The organism is Novosphingobium sp. AAP93, from assembly GCF_001296055.1.
Classification (GTDB): Bacteria; Pseudomonadota; Alphaproteobacteria; order Sphingomonadales; family Sphingomonadaceae; genus Novosphingobium.
Map to the genome: position 1 here is coordinate 137,062 of NZ_LJHZ01000029.1, position 26,244 is coordinate 163,305.

Annotated in this window: 7 protein-coding genes; 3 read left to right on the forward strand and 4 right to left on the reverse strand. The window is 68.0% G+C overall.

Annotation, left to right across the window (positions count from 1 at the left end; all coding sequences use genetic code 11):
- Nucleotides 1-19: 19 nt before the first annotated feature.
- The 3 genes from IP83_RS21070 (at nt 20) to IP83_RS06915 (ending at nt 21,244) form a co-directional block, all read left to right on the forward strand.
- Nucleotides 20-19,948 (forward strand): hypothetical protein, encoded by a 19,929-nt coding sequence (locus tag IP83_RS21070; RefSeq protein WP_054121460.1) that lies wholly within the window; start codon nt 20-22, stop codon nt 19,946-19,948.
- 111 nt (nt 19,949-20,059) lie between these two features.
- Entirely contained in the window at nt 20,060-20,665 is a 606-nt protein-coding gene (locus IP83_RS06910; protein WP_054121461.1) for a pyridoxamine 5'-phosphate oxidase family protein, read from the forward strand.
- A 294-nt stretch (nt 20,666-20,959) separates the two neighbouring features.
- On the forward strand, nt 20,960-21,244 hold the full coding sequence (locus IP83_RS06915; protein ID WP_054121462.1) for a hypothetical protein: 285 nt from the start codon (nt 20,960-20,962) through the stop codon (nt 21,242-21,244).
- On the opposite strand, the gene IP83_RS06920 is transcribed toward IP83_RS06915, so the two are convergent.
- The 4 genes from IP83_RS06920 to adh all read right to left on the reverse strand — a co-directional run bounded on the left by IP83_RS06920 (nt 21,241) and on the right by adh (nt 26,066).
- Nucleotides 21,241-23,514 (reverse strand): molybdopterin-dependent oxidoreductase, encoded by a 2,274-nt coding sequence (locus IP83_RS06920; protein ID WP_054121463.1) that lies wholly within the window; start codon nt 23,512-23,514, stop codon nt 21,241-21,243. The genes IP83_RS06915 and IP83_RS06920 overlap by 4 nt on opposite strands.
- The gene (locus IP83_RS06925; protein ID WP_054121464.1) at nt 23,511-24,104 is read right to left on the reverse strand and encodes a TetR/AcrR family transcriptional regulator; all 594 of its coding nucleotides are present in this window, start codon (nt 24,102-24,104) and stop codon (nt 23,511-23,513) included. The genes IP83_RS06920 and IP83_RS06925 overlap by 4 nt, the downstream gene beginning before the upstream one ends.
- 110 nt (nt 24,105-24,214) lie before the next feature.
- Nucleotides 24,215-24,556: a DUF779 domain-containing protein gene (locus IP83_RS06930; RefSeq protein WP_054121465.1), complete on the reverse strand. Its 342-nt coding sequence runs from the start codon at nt 24,554-24,556 to the stop codon at nt 24,215-24,217.
- A gap of 4 nt (nt 24,557-24,560) precedes the next feature.
- Nucleotides 24,561-26,066: an aldehyde dehydrogenase gene (gene adh / locus IP83_RS06935; protein WP_054121466.1), complete on the reverse strand. Its 1,506-nt coding sequence runs from the start codon at nt 26,064-26,066 to the stop codon at nt 24,561-24,563.
- Between the last annotated feature and the right edge of the window lie 178 nt (nt 26,067-26,244).

Below are 26,244 nucleotides of genomic sequence, written 5' to 3' on the forward strand. Positions count from 1 at the left end.
ACCCACCCATCGAGGTCCTATGGTCAAGATCGTTCGCGCCAAATCGGGTTCCGTCGGCAAGCTTAAGGGCGGCAAAGGCTCTCCCCACCTTGCGCCCGAAGCCGATGGCGCGCAGGCGGCGGTTGCCAAGCAGGACTACGGCGCGGCCAAGGTCGTGCAGCTCGATGCCGACGACAAGGCGCGGCTGGGCATCAAGTACGCGCCGTTCAAGGTCGAAATCGCGGACGTCGATGTGGTGCTCGTCTTTGCTGACGGATCGCGCATCATCATCCCCGGCATGGCGCTCGCCGCCTTCTCCGGACGCAAACCGATCATTGTCTTCGCCGACAAGGAGTTTTCGGCGGACCAGACCGTCGGCATGGTCGGCGAAATCAATCCGCAGAACCCCGATCTCGAGCTGCACCTGAGCAGCGCGGATTCGTCGAAGCCTGCCGAAGGCAAGCCGCCCGCCGCAGCCGTGCAACCGGACGATTCGGCACAGGCGCAGGCCGAAGCTGCCGCCAAGCAGGAAAAGCAGCACAAGTACGACCAGCAAGGCAAGGCGCTCACCGAAAAGATCAGCGATGCCCTGCCGCAAACCGCGAGTTCGCCGGGCGTCATATCTCCCCGCTCCGCGACGCCTGCGCCCGATGATGCGCTGGGCCCGGCCGGCATCGGCAAGCTCGTCCCCAAGCTCACGTTCGAGTTGTTCAACTCGGAGGGTGTCACCCGCAGCACCGAGAACGGCGAGACGGTGATCAGGGGCAACACCGGCGGCCCCGGTTCATCCCAGGATGCCTCGTTCGCTGCCCAGTCCGCGCCCGAAAGCGTGGAGGGCACCTCGGGCGACGACGTGATCTACGCCGATGATCCTGCGCGAGCGCCGCAGGGCAATTCCATGCGCGTGCTCCACGTTGTCGCCGAAGTGCCCGCCAAGGGTCTCGAACTGCTGCAGGTGCTGATCCCATCGCTCCCGGCGGGCTATGGGATCGTCAACGGCACGCTGACCGACAAGGGCTGGCTCGTCACCATCGATCAGGGCAAGATCGAGAAGCTGACCACGACCACCGACGCCACCGGCAAGACTGTACCCGTCCCCGCCAGCCAATCGCACTTCGCGTTCGATCTGGAACTGACCTACAAGCTGCCGTCCACCGCCGCGACCGCCGCCGAGAACGGTTTCAAGGACGAGTTCTATTTCCCGGTGCTGCTCGGCCTCTCCGCAGACGGCAAGACGTCCACGTATTCGGTCTCGGTCTCGACCCACTTCGGCATCAAGGACGTGCTCGATCAGGCCGGAATGACGGTGAAGGACCCGGTCACCGGCGAGCCGATCTACGTGCTCTTCGCCAACCCGCCCGGCACCAACATCGCGGCCGGCTCGGGCGACGATCGCATCCATGCCGGTGCGGGCGCCGACAAGATCGACGGCGGCAACGGCTTCGACGTGGTCAGTTATCGCCTTTCCGGCGAAAGCGTCGATGCAAGCCTCGCCACCGGCACAGGCAAGGGCGGTGCAGCGGAAGGCGACACCTACGCCAATGTCGAAGGTCTTGTCGGCTCGGATTTCAATGACCGCCTGACCGGCGATGCCAATGACAACACGCTGAACGGCGGCAAGGGCGCCGACATGCTCGATGGCGGTGCGGGCACCGATACGGTGGACTACAGCCGCGCGCTTGATGGTTTACCTGCAGGCACCAAAGGCATCGAAGTGTTCCTCGACGGCACCCCCTCGCGCGGGGGAGAGGCCGAGGGCGATACGCTGTTCAACATCGAACACGTGATCGCGACGGACCGCAACGACACGATCCACGGCAGCGCGGCGAGCGAGTGGATCGAAGGCGGTGCGGGCGACGACCTGTTCACCGGCAGCGCCGGGGCCGACCGCTTCGACGGCGGAACCGGCATCGACACGCTCGACTACAGCGGCTCGGCCAGCGGCGTCGACGCGCGGCTCGACGGGACTGCAGGCAAAGGTGGCGATTCGGAGGGCGATACGGCCTTCGGTATCGAAAACCTGATCGGCTCGGCCTTCGACGATGCGCTAACCGGCGATGGCGGGGACAATACGATTACGGGCGGTGCGGGGGCTGACCGGATCGACGGCGCAGGCGGGATCGATACGGTCGATTTCAGCGCCAGTGCGGTCGGCGTCGAAGTCTATCTCGATGGCCGGATCAGCCGCGGCGGCGATGCCGAAGGCGACACTTACGCCAATATCGAGGTGCTCAAGGGCAGCGCCTTTGACGACAAACTCGTCGGCGGCCGAGGCGATGAAACGCTCTCCGGCGGTGTGGGCGATGACGTGCTGGAAGGCGGCTTTGGCGCCGACGTGCTCGATGGCGGCGCCGGTTTCGATATCGCGAGCTACGCGGGCTCCAGCGCCGGCGTGCGTGTCTCGCTCGACGGTTCGCTGCGCGATGGCGGCGACGCCGTAGGTGACCGCTTTGTCAGCATCGAAGGGCTCGAAGGCTCAGGCTTCGGCGATACCCTTGTCGGCTCGGCGGGTGACGATGTGCTGCGCGGCCTTGCCGGGGACGATGTGCTCATCGGCCTGGGCGGGGCCGATGCCATCGACGGCGGCGAAGGTTTCGACACCGTCGACTACAGCGCCTCGCGCGCGGGCGTGACGGTGCGGCTGGATGGCATGCTCTCCGAAGGCGGCGATGCCGATGGCGACCGGCTGGCCAATGTCGAGAAAGTGGTCGGCTCGGCGCGCGACGACGTGCTGATCGGCGGCAATGCGGACGACACGCTTGTCGGCGGCGATGGCAACGACCGGCTTTCGGGCGGAGGCGGAGCGGATACTCTGCTTGGCGGCGCGGGCTTCGATACGGCTGACTATTCAAGCTCAAGTGCGGGCGTTTCAGTCGCGCTTGACGGTGCTCCGGGCACTGGCGGCGATGCGGCAGGTGACATCCTGCGCGGGATCGAGGCGCTGGCGGGCTCCGCCTTTGCGGACCGCCTCGGCGGCGATGCGGGAGACAACACGCTTTCGGGCAAGGGCGGCGATGATACGCTCGTCGGCGATCTCGGCGCGGATACCCTGATCGGCGGCGAAGGGTTCGATACCGCCGACTATTCCGCTGCGGGCGGCGCGGTCACCGTGCGGCTCGATGGCAATGCCTCCTCCGGCGATATCGCCGAAGGCGACAGGCTTTCCGGCATCGAACGTGTGCTCGGCGGCGCTTATGCCGATACCTTGATCGGCGACAGCGGCGACAACACGCTCGAGGGCGGGGCGGGCGACGATATCCTGCGCGGCGGTCTCGGGGCGGATACGCTGATCGGCGGCACCGGCAGCGACACAGCCGACTATAGCGACTCCACCTCAGCCGTTCAGGTCAGTCTGGCCGCGAACACCGGCAGTGGGGGGAGTGCCGCGGGCGACACCTTCAGCAGCATCGAGAACCTCACCGGTTCGGTCTACGCAGACCGACTCACTGGCGATTCCGCCGCCAACCGGCTTTCAGGCGGCGCTGGCGACGACGTGCTCGCGGGTGGCGGCGGCGCAGACGTGCTCCAGGGCGGCGAAGGTTTCGATACGGCGGACTACAGTGCCTCGGGCGCAGCGGTCACTGTCGCGCTCGACGGCTCGGCGGGCAGCGGCGGCGATGCCGAGGGTGACCAGCTCGAAGGCATCGAAGCGCTCACCGGCTCGTCCTTTGCCGACCGCCTGTCCGGCAATGACAACACGAACACGCTAAGCGGCGGCGCGGGTGACGATGTCCTCGCAGGCCTCGGCGGCGCCGACCGGCTGATCGGCGGCGACGGGTTTGACACGGCGGACTACAGCGCCAGCGCGACCGGCGTTGTTGTTGGCAACGACGGCTCGGTCGGTCTCGGCGGCGATGCGCAGGGCGATACCCTCACCGGCATCGAACGCATCGTCGGTTCCAGCTTCGATGATCGCCTGAACGGGGGCTCCGGGGCCGATACGCTTGATGGCGGTGCGGGGAACGACCGGCTCGACGGCGGCGCGGGTGCGGACACGCTGATCGGCGGGCTCGGCAGCGATATCATCGATTATGGGCGCTCCCAAACCGGGGTAAACGCCGGGCTCGATGGCGGCGCCAACACCGGCGGCGATGCCGAGGGCGACCTCTACAGCGGCATCGAAGGCATTTCCGGCTCCGCGTTCGCCGACGTGCTGCGCGGCTCGACCGATGCCGACATGCTGCTCGGCCAGGGCGGCAACGACATTCTTTACGGCAGCGCCGGGGCCGATGTTCTTGATGGCGGCGCCGGTGTGGACGTGGTCGACTACAGCGCCAGCACTGTGGGCGTGCGCGTCGATCTCGCGCTCGGCAGCGCCAGTGGCGGCGATGCCGATGGTGACACGCTGACCGGAATCGAAGGTGTGATCGGCACAGCCTTTGCCGATACGCTCGACGGTTCAGCCGGCAATGACACGCTGATCGGCGGCGCGGGCGACGACGTGATCGAAGGGCGCGGCGGCGCCGATATCTTAGACGGCGGCGCAGGCTTCGATACCGCGAGCTATGAAGACAGCCGCAGCGGAATCTCGCTCCGGCTCGATGGCTCGGCGGGCGAGGGCGGCGATGCCGAGGGCGATTCGGTCACCGGCTTCGAGCGCATTCTCGGCTCTGCCTATGATGACGCAATCACCGGTGTCGGTGCGGCAGAAACACTCGAAGGCGGCGGCGGCGACGATCGCCTGTCCGGCGCGGGCGGCGATGACACACTGCGCGGCGATGCGGGCGACGACATCCTGAACGGCGGCGCCGGGGCGGATGTGCTCGCGGGCGGAAGTGGCTTCGATACGGCCGATTACGGCGACTCTTCCACCGCCGTCACCGTTGATCTCGGCGCCGGCACCGGCGCGGGCGGGGATGCCGAAGGTGACCGCTTGTCCGGCATCGAAAGCGTGCTGGGATCTGCCTTCGACGACCAGCTCACCGGCAGCGCCCGGGCTGACCGCCTCGTCGGCGGCGATGGCAACGACGTGCTGGTCGGCGCGGCGGGCGATGACACGCTGCTCGGCGGCATGGGCGACGATGTGTTTGATGGCGGCGCGGGCGCCGACGTCATCGATGGCGGGGCCGGCCATGACCGGGCGGACTACAGCCTCTCCGGCTCGGGCGTCAGCGTCTATCTCGATGGCACGACCGGCTTCGGCGGCACCGCCACCGGCGATACGCTTACGGGGATCGAGGAAGTGACCGGCAGCGGCTTCGACGACCGGCTGGTCGGAGCGGGCGCGGACGAAACCTTGCGCGGCGGCGGCGGCGATGATGTGCTCGCCGGGCGCGGTGGGGCCGACGTGCTGGACGGCGGCGCTGGGCTCGATACCGCCGATTACAGCACCTCGGCCACCGGCGTGACGGTCGATCTGGCTGCAGGTACCGGCAGCGGCGGCGATGCGCAGGGCGATACGCTGATCTCCATCGAGCGATTGATCGGCTCTTCCGGCGCAGACCGCCTCTATGGCGCGGCGAGCGACGACACGATGGAAGGCGGCGCCGGGGACGATCTGCTCGCAGGCCGCGACGGGGCTGACGTCCTCCTCGGCGGCGCGGGCAATGATATCCTCGACGGCGGTGCGGGCGCGGACGTGCTCGATGGCGGCGCCGGGTTCGACACGGTCGACTACTCGGCCTCGAGCGAAGCCGTCGTCGCCGGGCTTGGCGGCAGCATCGGCATTGGTGGCGACGCAGCGGGCGACACACTCGCCGGGATTGAACGCCTTGTCGGTTCCGCCTTCGACGACCGCCTGCTCGGCAGCCTCAACGATGACACGCTCGAAGGCGGCGCGGGCAATGACACCCTGATCGGCGGCGAAGGCAACGATACCCTGCGCGGCGGCGCGGGGGACGACGTTCTCGACGGCGGCGCCGGTGCGGACCGCATCGAAGGCGGCGACGGCATCGATACCGTCGACTACGGCACGTCTGCCCAAGCCGTTACCGTGCGGCTCGACGGTTCGGTCAGCGCGGGTGGCAGCGCCGAGGGCGACCAGCTCATCGGGATCGAGAACCTGACCGGTTCGGCCTACGACGACACGCTCGTCGGTGCGGATGCCGCTGAAACGATTTCCGGCGGCGCGGGTGACGATACGATCATCGGCGGCGCGGGCGATGACCGACTGCTCGGCGGCAGCGGCGACGACGTGATCACCGGCGGGTTCGGCGCGGACGTGATCGACGGCGGCTCCGGGTTGAACACCGCGAGCTATGCCGGTGCGGCGTCGGGCGTCACCATCGATCTCTCCGGCGCGCTCGGTACCGGGGGCGAGGCTGCCGGGGATTCGCTGAGCAATATCCAGCGCCTGATCGGCTCGGCCTATGCCGACAGTCTCGGCGGCGGCGGGGGCAGCGAGACGATCCTCGCTGGTGCGGGCGATGACATTCTGCGCGGCAGTGCCGGGGCCGATGTGCTCGACGGCGGCTCTGGCACCGACGTGGCTGACTACAGCGCGAGCGACGGTGCGGTCACCGTCACGCTCGACGGCTCCATCGGCGTCGGCGGCGATGCCGCGGGCGACCAGCTCGTGAGCATCGAAGGCGTGATCGGCTCCTCGCTCGACGACCGCCTGACCGGCAGCAGCGCCGTCAACCTGCTCGACGGCGGGGCGGGCAACGACGTCCTTGTCGGTGGCGGCGGTGATGACGTGCTGCGCGGCGGGGCTGGCAATGACCGGCTCGACGGCGGCGCCGGGGCCGACCTCCTCGACGGCGGCGACGGCTCGGATACCGTCGACTATTCGGATTCGACCTCGGGCGTCTCGGTCTCGGTCGATGGCTCGGTCTCCACCGGCGGTTCGGCGGAAGGCGACCGCCTGCTCAATATCGAGAACCTGATCGGCTCGGCCTACGACGATATCCTGCGCGGCACGGCGGCGGACGACATCCTGACCGGCGGCGCAGGCGATGACGTGCTCTCCGGGCGCGGCGGGGCCGACCAGCTCTTCGGCGGGGCCGGTTTCGACACGGCGGACTACAGCGACGCTGTCTCCAGTGTCGCCGTCTCGCTCTCCACCGGGCGCGGCACGGCGGGCGACGCGGCCGGCGACCGGCTTGACAGCATCGAGCGACTTGTCGGTTCGGCTTTCGCCGACCAGCTGACCGGCTCGTCGCAGACCGATACGCTCGAAGGCGGCGCGGGCAACGACGTCCTCGTCGGCCTTGGCGGGGATGACGTGATCCTCGGCGGCGCGGGCGATGACGTGATCGACGGGGGCGCCGGTGCGGATGTTATCGATGGCGGCGCCGGGCACGATACGGTCGACTATTCGGCCTCGCTCGCCGGGGTCATCGTCACTCTCGCCGGGGGCGCCAGCGCCAGCGGACTTGCCGAAGGCGACGTGCTCACCAGCATCGAGGAAGTGATCGGTTCGGCCGAGGCGGACGTGATTTCAGGCGCCGGTGCCGACGAAACCCTGCGCGGCGAAGGCGGCGACGACATCTTGCGCGGCGGCGGCGGTGCGGACGTACTCGACGGCGGCGCGGGCTTCGATACGGCAGACTATTCGCGCGCATCAGCAGGTATCACGCTCAGCCTTGTGACCGGCGGAACCGGCGGGGAGGCCACAGGCGACAGCTTCGTCTCCATCGAGATCGTCGAAGGCAGCGAGTTCGACGACAGCATTGCGGGCACTGCCGCAGACGACGTGCTGCGCGGGCGCGGCGGCAACGACCTGCTCGACGGCGGCGCTGGAGCCGACGTGCTCGATGGCGGCGCCGGCAACGATGTGCTGCGCGGCGGCGCCGGTGCGGACATGCTGCTCGGCGGCGCGGGTTCGGACACCGCCGATTACTCGACCTCCTCCGCGGGCATCGCGATCAATCTGGACGGCTCGCTATCCGCAGGCGGCGATGCCCAGGGCGATATACTGTCCTCGATCGAGAACGCCGTCGGTTCGGCCTTCGACGACATGATCGTCGGCACTTCGCAGGGCGAACGGCTCGAAGGTGGGGCAGGCAACGATTTGCTTGGGGGCGGAGGTGGCAGCGATACGCTGCTAGGCGGCATGGGCGACGACATCCTGACCGGCGGCGTCGGGGCAGACCTGCTCGACGGCGGCGACGGCTTCGACACCGCGAGCTATGCCGACTCCGCCGCCGGGGTAACTGTGCGGCTCGACGGCGGTCCGGCAAGCGGCGGCGATGCCGAAGGCGATGTGCTTACCGGCATCGAAGGCGTGATCGGCTCGGCGCAGAACGACACGATCATCGGCGGAGCTGCGGACGACCGCCTCGATGGCGGCGCGGGTGACGACGTGCTGATGGGCGGTGCGGGCGACGACACGCTGCTCGGCGGCAGCGGTGATGACCTGCTCGTCGGCGGGCTCGGCGCGGACATCCTCGACGGCGGAAGCGGCATCAACACCGCAAGCTATGCGGGCGCTGCGTCAGGCGTCGCGGTCGATCTCTCCGGCGCGGCGGGCACAGGCGGCGAGGCGACCGGCGACCAGCTTGTCGGCGTTTCGCGCCTGATCGGCTCTGCCTTTGCCGACAGGCTCGGTGGCGGCGCAGGTTCTGAAACGATCCTCGGCGGCGCGGGCGACGATACCCTGCTCGGCAGCGCCGGGAACGACGTGCTCGACGGCGGCAGCGGCTTCGATACGGTAAGCTACGCCGCGTCCGGCGCTGCGGTCACCGCCTATCTCGATGGGCGCGGCGGCATTGGCGGCGATGCGGCGGGCGATGTGCTTAGCGATATCGAAGGCCTCATCGGCTCGGCCTTCGACGACCAGCTCACCGGCAGCAACAATGCCGATCGCATCGAAGGCGGTGCGGGCAACGACACGCTATACGGCGGTGGAGGCAACGACACCTTGCTGGGCGGCGCCGGCAACGACGTGATCATCGGCGGTGACGGCGCCGATGCGATTGATGGCGGCCTTGGCATCGATACCGCCAGCTATGCCGGTTCGAGCAGCGGCGTCACCATCGCGCTCGACGGCAGTGTCGGCGCGGACGGCGCGGCGGGCGATACGCTTATCGGCATCGAAGTGCTGATCGGCTCCATCTACGACGACCGTCTGGGAGGCGGCACGGGCAGCGAAACCATCCACGCGGGCGATGGTGACGATACGCTCGTCGGCAGCCTCGGCGCGGACACGTTGATTGGCGGCGATGGCATCGACACGGCTGACTATTCAGGCTCCACAAGCGCGGTGAATGCCGGGCTCGACGGGCGGACCGGCAGCGGAGGCTTTGCCGAGGGAGACACGCTCTCGAGTATCGAGCGCCTCGTCGGCTCGGCCTTTGGCGACAGGCTTGCGGGCGGCATCGGCAGCGAGACGCTCGACGGCGGCGCGGGGGATGACACGCTCACCGGGTCGATCGGCGCGGACGTGCTGATCGGCGGTGCCGGGTTCGATACGGCGGACTATTCGGCATCCGGCAGCGGCGTGACCATCGCCACGGATGGCAGTCTGGGCAGCAGCGGCGATGCGGCGGGCGATACGCTCAGCGGGATCGAGCGCGTCGTCGGTTCGGCCTTCGCCGATACGCTCGGCGGCAGTGCAGGCGCTGATACCCTCGAAGGCGGCGCGGGCAATGATGTGATCTCCGGCGGTGCGGGAGACGACACGCTGCTGGGCGGATCCGGTGACGATACGATCACTGGTGGCACCGGCGCGGATGTGATCGACGGCGGCACGGGGTTCGACAGGCTGAGCTATGCGGCGTCGGCAGCGGCGATCCAGCTCAACCTCGCGACCGGCCTCGGCTCCGGCGGCGATGCGGCGGGTGATCGGGTGAGCGGCATCGAACTGGTCGAAGGTTCGGATTTCAACGACACCATCACCGGCAGCGCGGCGGACGAAGTCCTGCTGGGCGGCGCGGGGAGCGATACCCTGACCGGCGGCGCGGGGAACGATACCCTGTCCGGCGGCAGCGGCGACGACGTACTCGCGGGCGGTGCGGGCGCCGATGTGATCGATGGCGGGACCGGCTTCGACACTGCCGACTACAGCGCGAGCGCCGCGGCGGTGCAGATCACGCTCGATGGTTCGACCGCGACCGGCGGCGATGCCGAGGGGGACAGCCTGATTGGTATCGAGCGCGTGATCGGCTCGGCCTACGCCGATACGATCATTGGCGGTTCAGCGGCGGAAACGCTGGAAGGCGGCGCCGGGAACGACACGCTTTCGGGCGGCGGCGGGGGGGATATCCTGCTCGGCGGCATGGGCGACGATGTCCTGCGCGGCGGTGCGGGTGCCGATGTGCTGTCGGGCGGCGACGGGTTCGATACCGCGGACTACAGCACGTCCGACGCGGCCGTGCAGATCGTGCTCGACGGCTCGGCGGCCACCGGCGGCGATGCCCAGGGCGATGTGCTCACCGGGATCGAGCGCGTCAACGGCTCGGCTTTCGACGATACGCTGACCGGCAGCGCAGGCGCGGAAACGCTGTCCGGCGGCGCGGGCGATGATCTGCTACGCGGGCTTGCGGGCAACGATACGCTGCTGGGCGGCTCGGGTGACGACACGCTCGATGGCGGCGCCGGAGCGGATGCCATCGATGGCGGCAGCGGGTTCGATACCGTGACCTATGCCGCCTCGTCCGCCGGCGTCACCGCCTCGCTCGGCGGAACTGTCGGCAGTGGCGGTGATGCCACAGGCGATACCATCACCAATGTCGAGGTGCTGCGCGGCTCTGCCTTTGCCGATACGCTGATCGGCCGCACTGGCACTGATGCGCTTTACGGCGATGCGGGCGACGACACCCTCGTCGGCACGGCAGGCTCGGACACGCTCGACGGCGGCGACGGTTTCGATACGGCAGACTATTCCGCATCGGCCGCAGGGGTCACTGTCAATCTCGATGGTACAGTGTCCGGCGGCGGCGACGCGGCGGGCGACACGCTGACTTCGATCGAGCGCGTGATCGGCTCGGCCCAGGCCGATACGCTGCGCGGCGCAGATGGCAACGACACGCTTGAAGGCGGTGCTGGCAATGACACGCTGATCGGCGGGGTCGGCACGGATTCGCTGCTCGGGCAGGCGGGCGACGACACGCTCGTGGGCGGCCTCGGCGCGGATGTGCTCGATGGCGGCCTTGGCCTCGACACGGTCGACTACTCAGCGTCTGCGAGCGGAGTGAACGCCGGGCTCGATGGCGGCGCCAACAGCGGCGGCGATGCGGCGGGCGATGTGATCGCCAATGCCGAAGTGCTGATCGGCAGCGCGTTCGGCGACACGCTGCGCGGCGGCACAGGCGCGGATACGTTGCTCGGCGGGGGCGGGGACGACGTGCTCAAGGGGGGGGCCGGAACCGATGTGCTCGATGGCGGCACGGGCTTCGACATGGCCGATTATTCGGCAAGCAGCGCGGGGGTTACTGTCAACCTTGCAACCGGGACCGGCACCGGCGGCGATGCGCAGGGCGATGTGCTCACGGGCATCGAAATGGTCATCGGTTCCGCACTGGCTGACCGCCTGACTGGTTCGACCGGCGCCGACGTGCTCCTTGGCGGCGGCGGCAACGATGTGCTGATCGGCGGGCTCGGCGAGGATATGCTGGGCGGCGGTGCAGGCGACGACACTCTGATCGGCGGTGCGGGCAACGACTCGCTCGATGGCGGCGCGGGCGTCGACACCGCGGACTATTCTGGCTCGATCCAGGCGGTGCGCGTTGCACTTGACGGCAGCACAGGTTCGGGCGGCGATGCCGAAGGCGATGTGCTGACGGGCATCGAGATCGTGATCGGCTCGGCGCTCGGCGATACGCTGATCGGCGCCAGTGCTGATGAAACACTCCAGGGCGGCGCCGGTGACGACACGCTGATCGGCGGCGCAGGTGCGGATACGCTCGTCGGTGGCGACGGGTTCGATACCGCCGATTATTCCGCTGCGGGCGCGGCGATTGCGGTTACGCTCGATGGCAGCGCCGGGACTGCAGGCGATGCGACCGGCGACCGGCTCACGACCATCGAACGGCTGATCGGCTCGGCCTACGACGATACGCTCGGCGGTTCGGTGGGCGATGATGCCATTCTCGGTGGCGCCGGAGCGGATACCATCAGCGGCGGCGCGGGCAACGATGTGCTGCAGGGCGGGACGGGTGACGATACCCTGATCGGCGGCGCCGGCGCGGACGTGCTCGACGGGGGTGCAGGCTTTGATACCGCCAGCTACGCTGCCTCGGCCAGCGCCGTCACCGTCACGCTCGGCGGTGCTGCGGGAAGTCGGGGCGATGCAGCGGGCGATATGCTCACCAGCATCGAGCAGCTGATCGGCTCAGCCTTCGACGACCGCCTTACCGGCTCGGCAGCCAACGAGACCTTCCGTGCCGGAGCCGGGAACGACGTGGTGACCGGCGGCGACGGCGACGACCAGCTCTTTGGCGAGGCGGGCGATGATACCCTGATCGGCGGCGCAGGCGCGGATCTGCTCGATGGCGGCACCGGCATCGATACCGTGTCCTATGCCACCTCGCTCAGCGCGGTGACCATCAATCTCGATGGCACGGTCTCGGTCGGCGGTGATGCCGATGGCGATGTCATCCTCAACGTCGAGCGTGTGATCGGGTCGGGCTTCAACGACGTGTTCAATGGTTCCACCGGCGCCGACCAGATCGACGGCGGCGCGGGCGACGACCTGTTCAATGCCAGCGCCGGGGCCGATGTGCTCACCGGCGGCGCCGGGTTCGACACCGTGGACTACAGCGCCGGCACGGTTGCTGTCACCGTGCGCATGGACGGCACCGCCTCCTCCGGCGGCCTCGCCGAGGGCGATGTGCTTTCCGGCATCGAACAGGTCATCGGCACGGCTTACGGCGATACGATCATCGGATCATCTGCCGCCGATACGATCCTGGGGCAGGACGGGAATGACACGCTGTCCGGCGGCGCAGGGGCGGACACGATCTTCGGCGGCAACGGCGACGACACCCTTATCGGCGGCGCCGGAGCGGACGTGCTCGATGGCGGCGCAGGGTTCGACACGGCGGACTATTCGGGCGCGGCTTCTGTCGTCGCGGTGCGCATGGATGGGGTCTCCGGCACGCTCGGCGATGGCCTCGGCGATGTACTAACCGGGATCGAGCGCCTCGTCGGTTCGGCCTATGCCGACAGCCTGCTCGGCTCGGCTGGAGCGGATGTGATCGAAGGCGGTGCTGGTGACGATCAGGTCCAGGGCGCGGCGGGCGACGACACGCTGTCCGGCGGCAGCGGCAACGACACGATCGAAGGCGGCCTCGGCGCGGACCGCATCGACGGCGGCACCGGGATCGACATCGCCGATTATTCGAACTCGGCCTCCAGCGTGACCATCGCCACCGACGGCAGCACCGGCAGCGGCGGCGATGCGGCAGGCGACGTGCTCACCGGCATCGAGACGATCCGGGGCTCGGCCTATGCCGACGTGCTCGGTGGCAGCGCGGGCGCTGATACCCTGCTCGGCCAGTCCGGCGACGACGTGCTGGCGGGCCTTGGCGGCGCGGACGTGCTTTCCGGCGGCGAGGGCTTTGACACCGCCGACTATTCGGCCTCGGCCAGCGCCGTCACCGTCGATCTCGCGGCAGGGACCGGCAGCGCGGGCGATGCGGCGGGCGACACGCTCACCAGCATCGAGCGCGTCGTGGGCTCGGCCTTCGCAGATCGCCTCACCGGCTCGGCCAATGCCGACGTTCTTGAAGGCGGTGCGGGCAACGACCGGCTCGATGGCGGGGCAGGTGCCGACACGCTGCTCGGCGGCGCGGGCGACGATACCCTGATCGGCGGCACCGGCAGCGACGTTCTCGACGGCGGGACTGGCTTCGATACCGCCGACTATACCGCCAGTACGCAGGGCGTAACGGTCTACAACAATGGCATCGATCCCGGCTCGGGCGGCGCGGCCACCGGCGACGTGCTGATCGGCATCGAACGCGTGCTCGGCTCGGCCTTCGCCGATACCTTGGTGGGCGGCAGTGCGGCCGAAACGCTGATCGGCAATGATGGCAACGACGTCATCGAAGGCGGCGCGGGTGCTGACACGATCGAAGGCGGCGCGGGCTTCGATACCGCGTCCTACGAACATGCCTCGGCGGCGGTCACCGTCAGCCTTGCAGCGGGCGGCGGCAATGGCAGCGGCAGCGCAGGCGAAGCGGCGGGCGACGTGCTGACCGGGATCGAGCGCCTGCTCGGCTCGGACTACAACGACACCCTGATCGGCGGCGCGGCGGCCGATACGCTCGAAGGCGGGGCAGGCGATGACCTGCTGGTGGCTGGTGCGGGCATCGACACGATGATCGGCGGCGCCGGCAACGACACCGCCGACTATTCCGCAGCCGGAGCGGGGATCACCATTGCGCTCGATGGCAGCGCGGGCATTGGCGACATCGCCGCGGGCGACCGGCTTACCGGCATCGAAGGCGTGATCGGCTCGGCCTATGCAGACACGATCACCGGCGCTTTCTCCAACGACACCCTCAGCGGCGGCGGCGGCAACGACGTGCTTTCGGGCGGCAGCGGCGCGGATACCCTCCTCGGCGGCGCGGGCGACGATCTCCTCTCCGGCGACAGCGGCGCCGACGTGCTGGATGGCGGCACCGGCACCGATACCGTGACATACGCAGGGTCGGTCGGCGGCGTCACAGTCGATCTCGCGGCGGGAACGGCCACCGGCGGCGATGCGGCGGGCGATACGTTCGTGTCGATCGAGCGCTTCACCGGGTCGCGCGGCAGCGACACCTTCGTTGGCGGCAGCGGCGATGACTGGTTCGACGGCTTCGACGGCAACGACACCCTCTCCGGCGGTGCTGGCAACGACACCCTGCTCGGCGGCATCGGCGACGATACGATCGCGGGCGGCGCCGGGGCCGATTCCATCGACGGCGGCGCGGGCTATGACAGCGCCGACTATTCGGCCTCCGCCGCCGGGGTCACCATCCGCACCGGGGGCACCTCCAGTGGCGGTGACGCGCAGGGCGATACGCTCGCCAATATCGAGCGTGTGGTCGGCTCGGCTTTCGCCGACCGCTTCGAGGGGCGCAATGCGGACGAGGAATTCGTCGGCGGCGCGGGCGATGACGTGTTCATCGCGTCGGGCGGCGCGGACATCTACCGGGGCGATGCCGGCAACGACGTGGTCGACTATTCCACCTCCGCCAGCAGCGGCATGGTGATCTACATGGATGGCGGCTTCGGCGCGACCGGCGATGCGGCGGGTGACCGGTTGTTCGATATCGAGACCGTGATCGGCTCCGCGCAGAACGACACGATCTACGCCGCAGCCACCGGTTCGACCATCCTTGCGGGGGGCGGCAGCGATACCCTCTACGGCGCCGACGGCGCGGATGTGCTTGACGGCGGCGCGGGAGACGACGTGATCGTGACCGGCCTCGGCGCAGACCTCGTCACCGGCGGATCGGGCATCGACACCGTCGACTACCGCAACTCGAATTCGGCGGTCATCGTCACCAACAACGGGTCGGCCGGCTCCGGTGGCTGGGCGGCGGGAGACGTGCTCACCGGCGTCGAAGTGATCTACGGCTCGACCAACTACGGCGACACACTGCGCGGCGGCACCATCGCCGCCACCGCGCTCTATGGCTGGGGCGGCAACGATACCTTCGTGTCGTTCAGCCAGGCCGACAGCATCGACGGGGGCACCGGCACCGATACGGTCGATTACTCCGCCAGCCTCGCGGGCGTCACCGTCCGGCTCGACGGCACCGCCTCCAGCGGCGGCGACGCCGAGGGCGACACGATCATCGGCGTCGAACGCGTGATCGGCTCCGCGCTGGCAGATACGCTGATCGGCGCGGGCTTCAACGAAACGCTGCTCGGCGGCGATGGCGACGACACCCTGATCGGCGGCGCCGGTGCGGACGTGCTCGATGGCGGCAACGGCTTCGACACGGCGGACTATTCTACCGCCGGCGGCGTCATCGTGCGCATGGACGGCACTCCCGGCAGCGCGGGCGAGGCCAATGGGGACGTGCTGGTCAATGTCGAACGCGTGATCGGCTCGGGACTTTCCGATGTGATCTACGGTTCGGCCAATGCCGATACGATCTTCGGCGGCGCGGGCGACGATGTGCTCGCGCCCGGGCTCGGTGCGGATACGCTCGATGGCGGCGCGGGGACCGATACGGTCGACTACACCAGCTCGACGAGCGCGCTCACCGTCAACGTCAATGATGCCGCGCTGTCCACCGGGCTCGCGCAAGGCGATACCTTCGCGAACATCGAGGTGTGGTCGCTCTCCGCCTTCAATGACACCTTCATCGGCTCAGCCGCCGCCGAGACCGTTTACGGCAACGACGGCAACGATACGATCGATGGCGGCGCGGGGAACGACACGCTCTATGGCGGCAGCGGCAACGACATCCTGATCGGCGGCGCGGGTGCGGATACCATCGACGGCGGCACCGGCACCGATACGGTCGACTACTCGGCTTCCGGCGCCGGCATCTCGATCAATCTCGGTACGGGAACCAACAACATCGGCGGCGATGCGGAAGGCGATTTCTTCGTTCCCGGCACTGTCGAAAATGCGCTTGGCTCTGCTTTCGACGATACGATCACCGGCAGTTCCGGCACGAACAACCTGCGCGGCGGCGGGGGCAACGACGTGATCCTTGGCGGGGCCGGGGCCGACGCGATGGATGGCGGCGCCGGGATCGACACGGTCAGCTATCTCGGCGCGAATGTGGGCGTCACCGTCAACTTGCTCACCGGCGCGGCGAGCGGCGGCGATGCGGCGGGCGATACTCTTACGGGCTTCGAGAACATCCAGGGCGGCAACGGCGCGGATACGCTTACCGGCGATGCCAATGCCAACACGATCTGGGGCAGCTTCGGCAACGACGTGATCCAGGGTGGTGCCGGTGCGGACACGCTTTATGGCGAGGACGGCGACGATACCATCGACGGTGGTGCGGGTGTCGACGTGCTCAGCGGCGGGGCAGGCAACAACACATTGAGCTATGCCTCCGCCGGATCTGCCGTCGCGGCCAACCTCGCCGCCGGCACCGGCACACTCGGCGATGCGGCGGGCGATACGTTCACCGGCTTCGCCAGTCTCATCGGCTCGGGCTTCAACGACACGCTCGTCGGCAGCAGCGGCGGCAACACCATCCGCGGCGGTGCAGGCGACGACCTCATCGACGGTGACGCCGGCAGCGACACGCTGTTCGGCGATGCGGGCAACGACACCTTCCTCGGCGGCAGCGGCTTCGATTACATGGACGGCGGCGCCGGCAACGATACGGTCGACTATTCCGCCGCCGGCAGTGCCGTCACCGCCGATCTCAATGCAGGCAGCGGCACGGCAGGCGACGCGCTGGGCGACACTTATGTCAGCATCGAAAGCCTCACCGGCTCGGCCTACAACGATACGCTTCAGGGCAACAGCGGCAACAATGTGCTGTCCGGCGGCGACGGCAACGACTTCCTGATCGGCCTCGGCGGCAACGACACGATCATCGGCGGCAATGGCGATGATCGCATTTCCGGCGGTGCAGGCGCCGATGCGCTCGATGGCGGCGCGGGCACCAACACGCTTTTCTTCGGCACCGACCCCTTCCAGCCGCAAAGCGTCTCGGTGACCACCGGCGTCACCATCAACCTCGACGGCGTGACACTCGGCGTGGGCGGCGATGCGGCGGGCGATACCTACCGGAACTTCCAGATCATCTACCTTACCAACCAGGCCGACAGCGTGACCGGCACCAACGCCGCCGAATGGTTCCGCGGCCTCGGCGGTGCGGACCGGATCGACGGCGGCGGCGGGATCGATACCGTCAGCTACAGCGGCTCCGGTACGGTCACTGTGGGGCTTGATGGCACCGCCGGCAGCGGGAGCGAGGCACAGGGCGACGTCCTTCTCAATATCGAGATTCTGCAGGGTTCCCAGTTCGACGATACGCTGTGGGGCAGCAGCGGCAACAACACACTTTATGGCATGGACGGCAACGACACCCTGCGCGGCGATGCCGGTGCCGACGTGCTCGACGGTGGTAATGGCTCGGATACCGTCAGCTATGCGAACTCCGCATCAGGCGTCACCGCAAGCCTGCTCGCGGGCAGCGGCAGCGCAGGCGATGCCGCGGGCGATACTTATGTCAGCATCGAAAACCTCACCGGCTCCGGCAGTGCCGATACGCTGATCGGCGATGCCAATGCCAACGTGCTCAGCGGCGGTGCGGGCGACGATTTCCTGCGCGGCGGGGCGGGGGCCGATACGCTCAACGGCGGCAACGGCTTCGATACGGCAGATTATTCGGATTCCACCGCGGCCGTCTCGGTCTATCTCGACGGCACGGCGGCAAATGGCGGATTTGCCCAGGGCGACGTGCTGACTTCGATCGAGGGCCTGATCGGTTCGGCTTTCAACGATACGTTGGTCGGCTCGAATTCGAATGAGACCATCAGCGGCGGCGATGGCGACGATACGATCAGCGGCTTTGTCGGCGACGATACGTTGAACGGGGGCAACGGCAACGACTTCATCGACGGCGGCACCGGGGCTGATACGGTTGATGGCGGGGCGGGTACCGATACCTTCACCTATGCCAATTCGACCGGCGGGGTAACAGCCTATCTCGACGGCACTGTCGGTTTGGGCAATGAGGCGATCGGTGACCGCCTGACTGGCATCGAAATCCTCATCGGCTCGGCCTTCGACGATACGCTCTCGGGCACCTCCGGCGCCGATACGCTGCGCGGCGGCAATGGCAACGACGTGCTCGTCGGCGGCGCCGGTGCGGACGTGCTCGACGGCGGAGCGGGGACGGACAGCGTCTCCTTCGCCAATTCCACCAGCGCGATCATCGCCAGCTTTGCCAGCGGCAGCCTTGTCGTCACGGCCTCCGATGCGGTGGGTGATAGCTACATCTCTATTGAAGGCGTCGTGGGTTCCGCCTTCAATGATACCTTGCGCGGTGGTGCGGGTATCGAACTGCTCGACGGCGGCCTCGGTGACGACACGCTCTATGGCAGCGCCGGGGCAGACACGATCATCGGCGGCGGCGGGTTCGATACGATCGACTATTCGGCGTCAACCGCATCGGTCACAGCCCGGCTGGACGGCACCGCCTCGAGCGGCGGCGATGCGGCGGGCGACTTGCTCAGCGGTATCGAGCAGGTCATCGGCACCAGCCTTGCCGATACTTTCCTCGGCACCGGCGCGGACGAAACTTTCCGCGGTGGCGGTGGTGACGACACGATCTCCGGCAGCGCGGGCAACGACACGCTCTATGGCGAGGCCGGCAACGACCTCCTGAACGGCGGGCTTGGCAGCGATGTGCTCGATGGCGGCGCGGGCACGGACACCGTCACCTACGCCAATTCGACACTGGGCGTCGCGGCCAACCTTGCCGACAGTTCCTTCAACACCAACGAAGCGGCAGGCGATACTTACACCTCGATCGAAAACCTCATCGGATCGGCCTTCAACGACCGCCTGACCGGCGACGGCGGCGCCAATGTTCTCGATGGCGGCGTGGGCAACGATCGCCTGGCAGGCGGCGCAGGGGCGGACAGCCTCATCGGCGGGGCGGGGACCGATATCGCCGACTATTCGCAGTCGGGCAGCGCGGTCGCCCTGTCGCTTGGCGGTGGCGGGGCAGGGACCGGCACCGGCAGCGCGGGCGATGCGGCGGGCGATACCCTTTCCGGCATCGAGAGCGTGATCGGCTCCAGCTTTGCCGACGGCTTTACGCTCACTCTCGGCGCGGGCTTCAGCATCGATGGCGGGGCTGGCAGCGATACCGTCGCGTTGGCGGCGGGTTCCGGCACGGTCTCCGCAGCCCAGTTGGCCGGCGTGCTCAGCCGGGTCGAGACGATCGACTTCAACGCCAGCGGCACCAACGCCAGCCTGACAGTCGATGCCAGCTTCATCCAGAGCGTGGCGGGGGCGGGCAATGCCTCGCACCTCACGCTCGATTTCAACGCGGGCGATACGCTGCAGATCGCGGGCGGCGCGATCTACACGCAGAGCGGGAACGACTACACGTTCTACAGCGACAGCAGTCTGACGACGACGGTGGCGCAGCTTTCGGTGATCTGACGACAGGCTGCCCCATCCGTTTGGCGCAAGGGTGCCTTGCGCGCCGGGTGGCTGGTCGTCCGGCGTGGGAGGGCTACAACGGGACCAACCACGCAGGAAGGGTTTCCGCCGATGTCCGAAGCTCCAGACCCCACCGATCACGCCTTCTCGCCCTCGATCAAGGCCGCGCAGATCCGCAAGGGTTCGCGCCACCACTACGCCGGGATGATCATGGCCGATCGCGTCGATGCGCGCCTCGCCGCGTTCATCGCCGATGTGCGCAGCTTCTACCTTGGCAGTGCCAGCGCCGATGGCCAGCCCTATATCCAGCATCGTGGCGGGCCCAAGGGCTTCCTCAAGGTGCTCGATGACAAGCGCCTCGCCTTCGCCGATTTCCGCGGCAACCGGCAATACATCACCACCGGCAATGCGGCAGAGAACCGCAAGGCGTTCATCTTCCTGATGGACTACGCCAATCGCCGCCGCATCAAGATCTGGGGTGAGCTTGACGTGATCGAAGGCGATGCCGAGCTCAACGCCGCGCTCGCCGCTCCCGATTATCGCGGCGTTCCCGAACAGGCGATGGTCTTCACGATCACTGCGTGGGACATCAATTGCCCGCAGCACATCCCGCAATTGCTGCCCGCAGAAGATGTCGCCGCAGCCCTTGCCGAGCGTGATGCGCGGATCGCCGCGCTTGAAGCACAGCTCGCCGCCCTTTCAAAAAATGAAACATAGCGTTGCAGTTTATCCCCCTACCAAAGCTAGGTTTGACTACCTACATAGGTTCTGCAGCCGCCGGTTCCCCCCTCCCTTCCCGGCGGCCCCTAGCGCTCTGGCGGCACATCCCTGGCCGCGCAGAGCCCCAGCACCCGGGCGGGAGCCATCCCCCCCCGCAATCCCGTCCGGGTGCCACCCTTTTTGCTTTCAGACTGCCCGGTAACGAAACGCGCTTCGGCTGCGAACACACCTTGGAGCACGCTGTGTTCCACCCCCAGCCCGATCGTGCCGGGCTATCGAAGGCCTGATGCCATGAACAACTCGCCCCGCCCCGCGCGCGCTAAAGCTGTCGCCCAGCCGCTCACCCTGCATGTCTGCTTCCAGAGCCTGCAGTCGCGGCCCGAACGGTTCCAGGCGTTTCTGCGCACGTGGTTTGCAGGCTGGGCCATCCTCCTCAGCTGGAGCGTCTACGCCTTCCTCGTCGCGCCGAGCGGCATCGCCTTCTCCGCGCAGGCCGCGTTCTTCGCTGTGCTGTTCCCGTGGATCCTGCTGCCCTTCGCAGCTGCGCTCGGTCGCAAGCGCTGCAGCAAGCGCTAAGCAACCTTCTCCAGCCGCGCAGGCACGTATTTGTGCCAGGGCGTCCCCACCACCGGATCGCGCCAGCGGTAGTCGGTCAGCTCGTTGAGCGCAGCGCCCTGTCGCCGCACCGATCCATCCGCCTGCCGCACGTCCAGCCCCAGCCCGTTGGGCAGCGAGACATGGCCCGGTCGGCAGCCCTCGTGGATCTCCACCGCCGCCCGCGCACGCCCGCGCCGCGTCACCACGTCGACCGCATCGCCTTCGCCAAGCCCGAATTGCGCGGCATCGCCCGGATGGATGCGCAGCGTGCTGTTGAGCGTACCCTTGCGCAGCCAGGTGGCGTCGCGGATGCTGGTATTGCTCGTCTCGGTGCGCCGCTCTCCTGCGGAAAGGATCAGCGGATAGTCGGGATCGACTGGCGGGCCCGCCGGATCGAGCGCCATCAGCAGCTCGAGCATTTCCGGGACATGCAGATTGATGCGCTGCCCCGGCTGGCGCACCAAGTCCCACCCGCCATGCTCGATGCGCGAGAACACCGTGCCTGAGGGCGAATTGAGGATAGCCTCGAACAGCCGGTTGCCCGCCAGCGGCCCGGCAAAGCCTGCCGCCGCCGCCTGCTCCGGGAAGTTGCGCACGAAGATCTGCGCCACGCCCCACAAGGCCGCCGCATTGGTCATGCCCTCGGGCAAGGCATTCGCCAGCGCGCGGTAAAGCAGCACCGGCGCTACTGCCATGATCGCCGGCTGTGCTGCAGCCATCTGCGCAAAGGCCATGGCAAACCCGTCAAGGTTCCCTCCCGCCGCCTTCAAGGGCTCCACCATCTCGGCGCTCAGCACGCCCAGCGCCTCGCACAGCCGGGTGTGGATGGCGCCTTCCTCCAGCGTCCCTTCACGCGGGGCAAACAGCGGGTGGCGCAACTGGAAGGCGTTCTCGGCAGGCTCGAAGTTGAAGAAGCTCGCCTCGGCCTTCTCGAACTGGCTGCATGCCGGCAGCACATAATCGGCCTCGCTCGCCGTCTCGGTCATCGCCACGTCGATCACCACACTGAACTCCAGGGCGCGCAGCGCCTCGCGCATCCGCGCCGTATCGGCCAACGAATGCACCGGGTTCGCGCTTTCGATGAACATCGCGCGGAAGCGGTGCGGATGGTCGGTGAGGATTTCCTCGCTGATCGCGTTGCAGGGAATGAGGCCCATGATCACCGGAAACCCGGTGACGGGCGAACGCTTCCAGTTGCGCTCCCCGCTCGGCCGCGCCGCGCTCCCCGCGTTCGCGCTGCCGCCCCCGCCCAGTGGACGGAACGGCACGAAGGCATAGCTCGTCCCCTTGCGGCCAAAGCTGCCGGTGAGGCCGATGATCAGTCGGTGAAGATAGGAGCCGAGCGTCGAATGGACGCCCATCTGCATGCCGAGGTCTTCCATCGAGGCCATCGACGATGCTGCCGCCATGCGCCGCGCCGCCGCGCGCAGCAGGTCTTCGTCCACCTGGCAGACCTGCGCAAACTGGCTCACCGGCACGCGCTTCAGCACTTCGAGCACCGGCTCTGCATTGCTGACGTGCGCGTCCATCCACGCCGTATTGGCGATCCCTTCCTGCACCAGCACCGCCGCCAGCGCGCCGAGACACCAGGCATCGGTGCCAGGCCGGATGGCGAGGTGATAGTCCGCCATCGCCGCCGTCTCGCTGCGGCGCGGATCGATCACGATCATCGAGCGGGCCGGATCGGCAGCAATCTCGCGCAGCACCACGCGGGCCCGCGGGAAGCCGTTTGATTGCCACGGGTTCTTGCCGATCAGCAGCGCCACTTCGGCATGTTCGAAATCGTGGTGCATGCCGCAGCCGAACATGCGCGCTTGCACCCAGGCCTCGCCGGTCTTCTCCTGCGCCAGCGCGTTGGAGCGATAGCGTACGCCGAGCGCTGCCAGCGTCGCCTGCGCATAGACGCCGGGCAAGTGGTTCCCCTGTCCGCCGCCGCCATAGTAGAGAATGCTCTCGCCGCCATGGGCATCGCGCACCGCCGCCAGCCGCACGGCGACTTCGCTGATGGCAGTATCCCAATCGACCGCCTCATAGGTGCCGTCCGCCCGCCGCCGCATCGGGGAGGAGAGCCGGTCGCGCCCCTGCTGGTAGGCTTCCATTCGCTGCGCTTTCTCGCAGACATAGCCCTTGGTCACCGGGTGCGCCTTGTCAGGCCGCACGCGCACGATGCGCTCACCCTCGGTCTGCACCTCGATCCCGCAATTCATCGAACAGATCATGCAGGCGGTCGGCTGCCACGTCTCGGTCATGCCTCGTCTCCCCGGCGTTCTTCGTAAGCATTGGCCAGCACGGCGCTGGCATCGCGGCACGCCATCAGCACGGCGTCCGACAGCGTCTTGTCCGGAATGGCCCGCGCGAGCGCGAGCCCGCCCATCATCAGCGCGAGCAGCGCGATATCCTCGCCCGGCGGCGTCGGCCCCAGCGCCTCCTGCCGATCCACCAGCGCGCCCGCGACGGCCCCCGCATAGGCCTCGCGAAAGGCCTCTCCGCCGCGCGGCACTTCGCTTACCAGCGCGGCCAGCGGGCAGCCGGTTTCAGGATGATCGCGGTGCGAGCGCGAGAGATAGCGTGCCGCCATCTGCGCCCGCCGCCCGGCGCGCGGCAGGTCCGCCGGGACTTTGCCGGCCAGCCCGCCCAGGCTCTCCATCGCCCGCTCCAGCGCCGCGATATCGAGCGCTTCCTTGCTCTCGAAATGCACATAGAAGCCGCCATGCGTAAGCCCGGCATCGCGCATGAGGCGGTGGACGGCATTGCCGCCCATCCCCTCGCGCCGCAGCCGCTCCGCCGCCAGATCGAGGATCTTTTCGCGCGTTGCCGCTTTCTGTTCGGCACGGTTCATTCAGCCTCTCCTTCGGGGCCGAAATTTTCACATGACAGATATCATGTCAACCGCGCAAAAAAAGAGGCGGCCCCTTGGATGGCCGTCGCATTTTCCGCCAGACCGATGGTTCAGACCGCGCAGGCTCCCGAGCGGATCAGGAAGCGCCGCTCGCGGCCGTTATCAAGGCTGAACATGCCCCCGCGTCCCGGCACGGCGTCGAGTAGCAGGTCCAACCCGTCGCCCGAACCGGCCCAGGCCTCGGCCTGCAGCGCGCCGATATAGAACGGCGCATCGCCCACGATCCCCAGCAGCACGTCTCCCGCGCCGACGCGAAACTCGCCCGCCGGGTAGCACATCGGCGAGGAGCCGTCGCAGCACCCGCCAGACTGGTGGAACAGCACCGGCCCATGCTCGGCGACGATCTCGCCGAGCAGGGCCAGCGCTTCGGGTGTGGCGGAAACGCTCGTCATGCCCTCAGAAGAAGCCCAGCGCCTTGGGGCTGTAGCTCACCAGCAGGTTCTTGGTCTGCTGGTAGTGGTCGAGCATCATCTTGTGGTTCTCGCGCCCGATGCCCGATTGCTTGTAGCCGCCGAACGCCGCGTGCGCCGGATAGGCGTGGTAGCAATTGGTCCACACGCGCCCCGCCTGCACCGCGCGCCCCGTGCGATAGGCCTGCGTGCCACTGCGCGTCCACACGCCCGCGCCAAGGCCATAGAGCGTGTCATTGGCGATGGCATGTGCGTCCTCGGCATCCTTGAAGGTCGTCACCGCCACCACGGGGCCGAAGATTTCCTCCTGGAACACGCGCATCTTGTTGTGGCCTTCAAGGATGGTCGGTTTGATGTAATAGCCGCCCGCCATGTCGCCCGGCATCATGTTCCGCTCGCCACCCGTCAGCACCCTGGCGCCTTCGCCCCGCGCGATCTCGAAGTAGGAGAGGATCTTCTCCAGCTGCTCCGACGAAGCCTGCGCCCCGATCATCGTCGCAGCATCGAGCGGGCTGCCCTGCACGATCTTTTCGACGCGGGCGACGGCGCGCTCCATGAACTTGTCGTAGATCGATTCCTGGATCAGTGCGCGGCTGGGGCAGGTGCAAACCTCGCCCTGGTTGAGCGCGAACATGGCAAAGCCCTCAAGCGCCTTGTCGAAGAAATCGTCATCGGCATCCATCACGTCGGCAAAGAAGATGTTGGGCGACTTGCCGCCCAGCTCCAGCGTCACAGGGATCAGGTTCTCGCTGGCGTACTGCATGATGAGGCGGCCGGTCGTCGTCTCGCCGGTGAAGGCGATCTTGGCGATGCGGCGGCTCTGCGCGAGCGGCTTGCCCGCCTCCAGCCCGAAGCCGTTGACCACGTTGAGCACGCCCGGCGGCAGCAGATCGCCGATCAGCTCCAGCAGCACATGGATCGAAGCCGGGGTCTGCTCGGCGGGTTTCAACACCACGCAGTTGCCCGCGGCGAGCGCCGGGGCGAGCTTCCACACGGCCATGAGGATCGGGAAGTTCCATGGGATGATCTGGCCGACGACGCCCAGCGGTTCGTGGAAGTGGTAGGCGATCGTGTCGTGGTCGATCTCCGAAATTCCGCCTTCCTGCGCGCGGATGCACCCGGCGAAGTAACGGAAGTGATCGATGGCCAGCGGCATGTCTGCCGCCATGGTCTCGCGGATCGGCTTGCCGTTGTCCCACGTCTCTGCGGTGGCGAGCAGGGCAAGGTTCGCTTCCATGCGGTCGGCAATGCGGTTCAGGATCAGCGCGCGCTCGGCCGGACTCGTCCGCCCCCACGCGTCCTTGGCGGCATGCGCGGCATCGAGCGCGGCTTCCACATCGGCGGCGGAAGAGCGCGCCAGCGAAGTGATCACCTTGCCGGTGATCGGCGAGGGATTGTCGAACCGCCGCCCGTCCGCGGCATCGACCCAGCGGCCCCCGATGAAGTTGCCGTAATAGTCCTTGTAGGGGTGCGCGGGCAGCGTGCCGGTCATGCTCGTTCCTCTCGTTGGTCCCGCCGGGTCTGGCGCCCGGACGTGGAATGCGGGTCGGCCGCAATGGCCTGTCCACCGGCGAAACCTATCGCTGGCAGGCGCGAAAACAAGGGTTTCGATGCAGGCTGCCGCCAGACCGGCGCACAATCCCCTGTCCTACACAGTGCGTCCTGCGGTA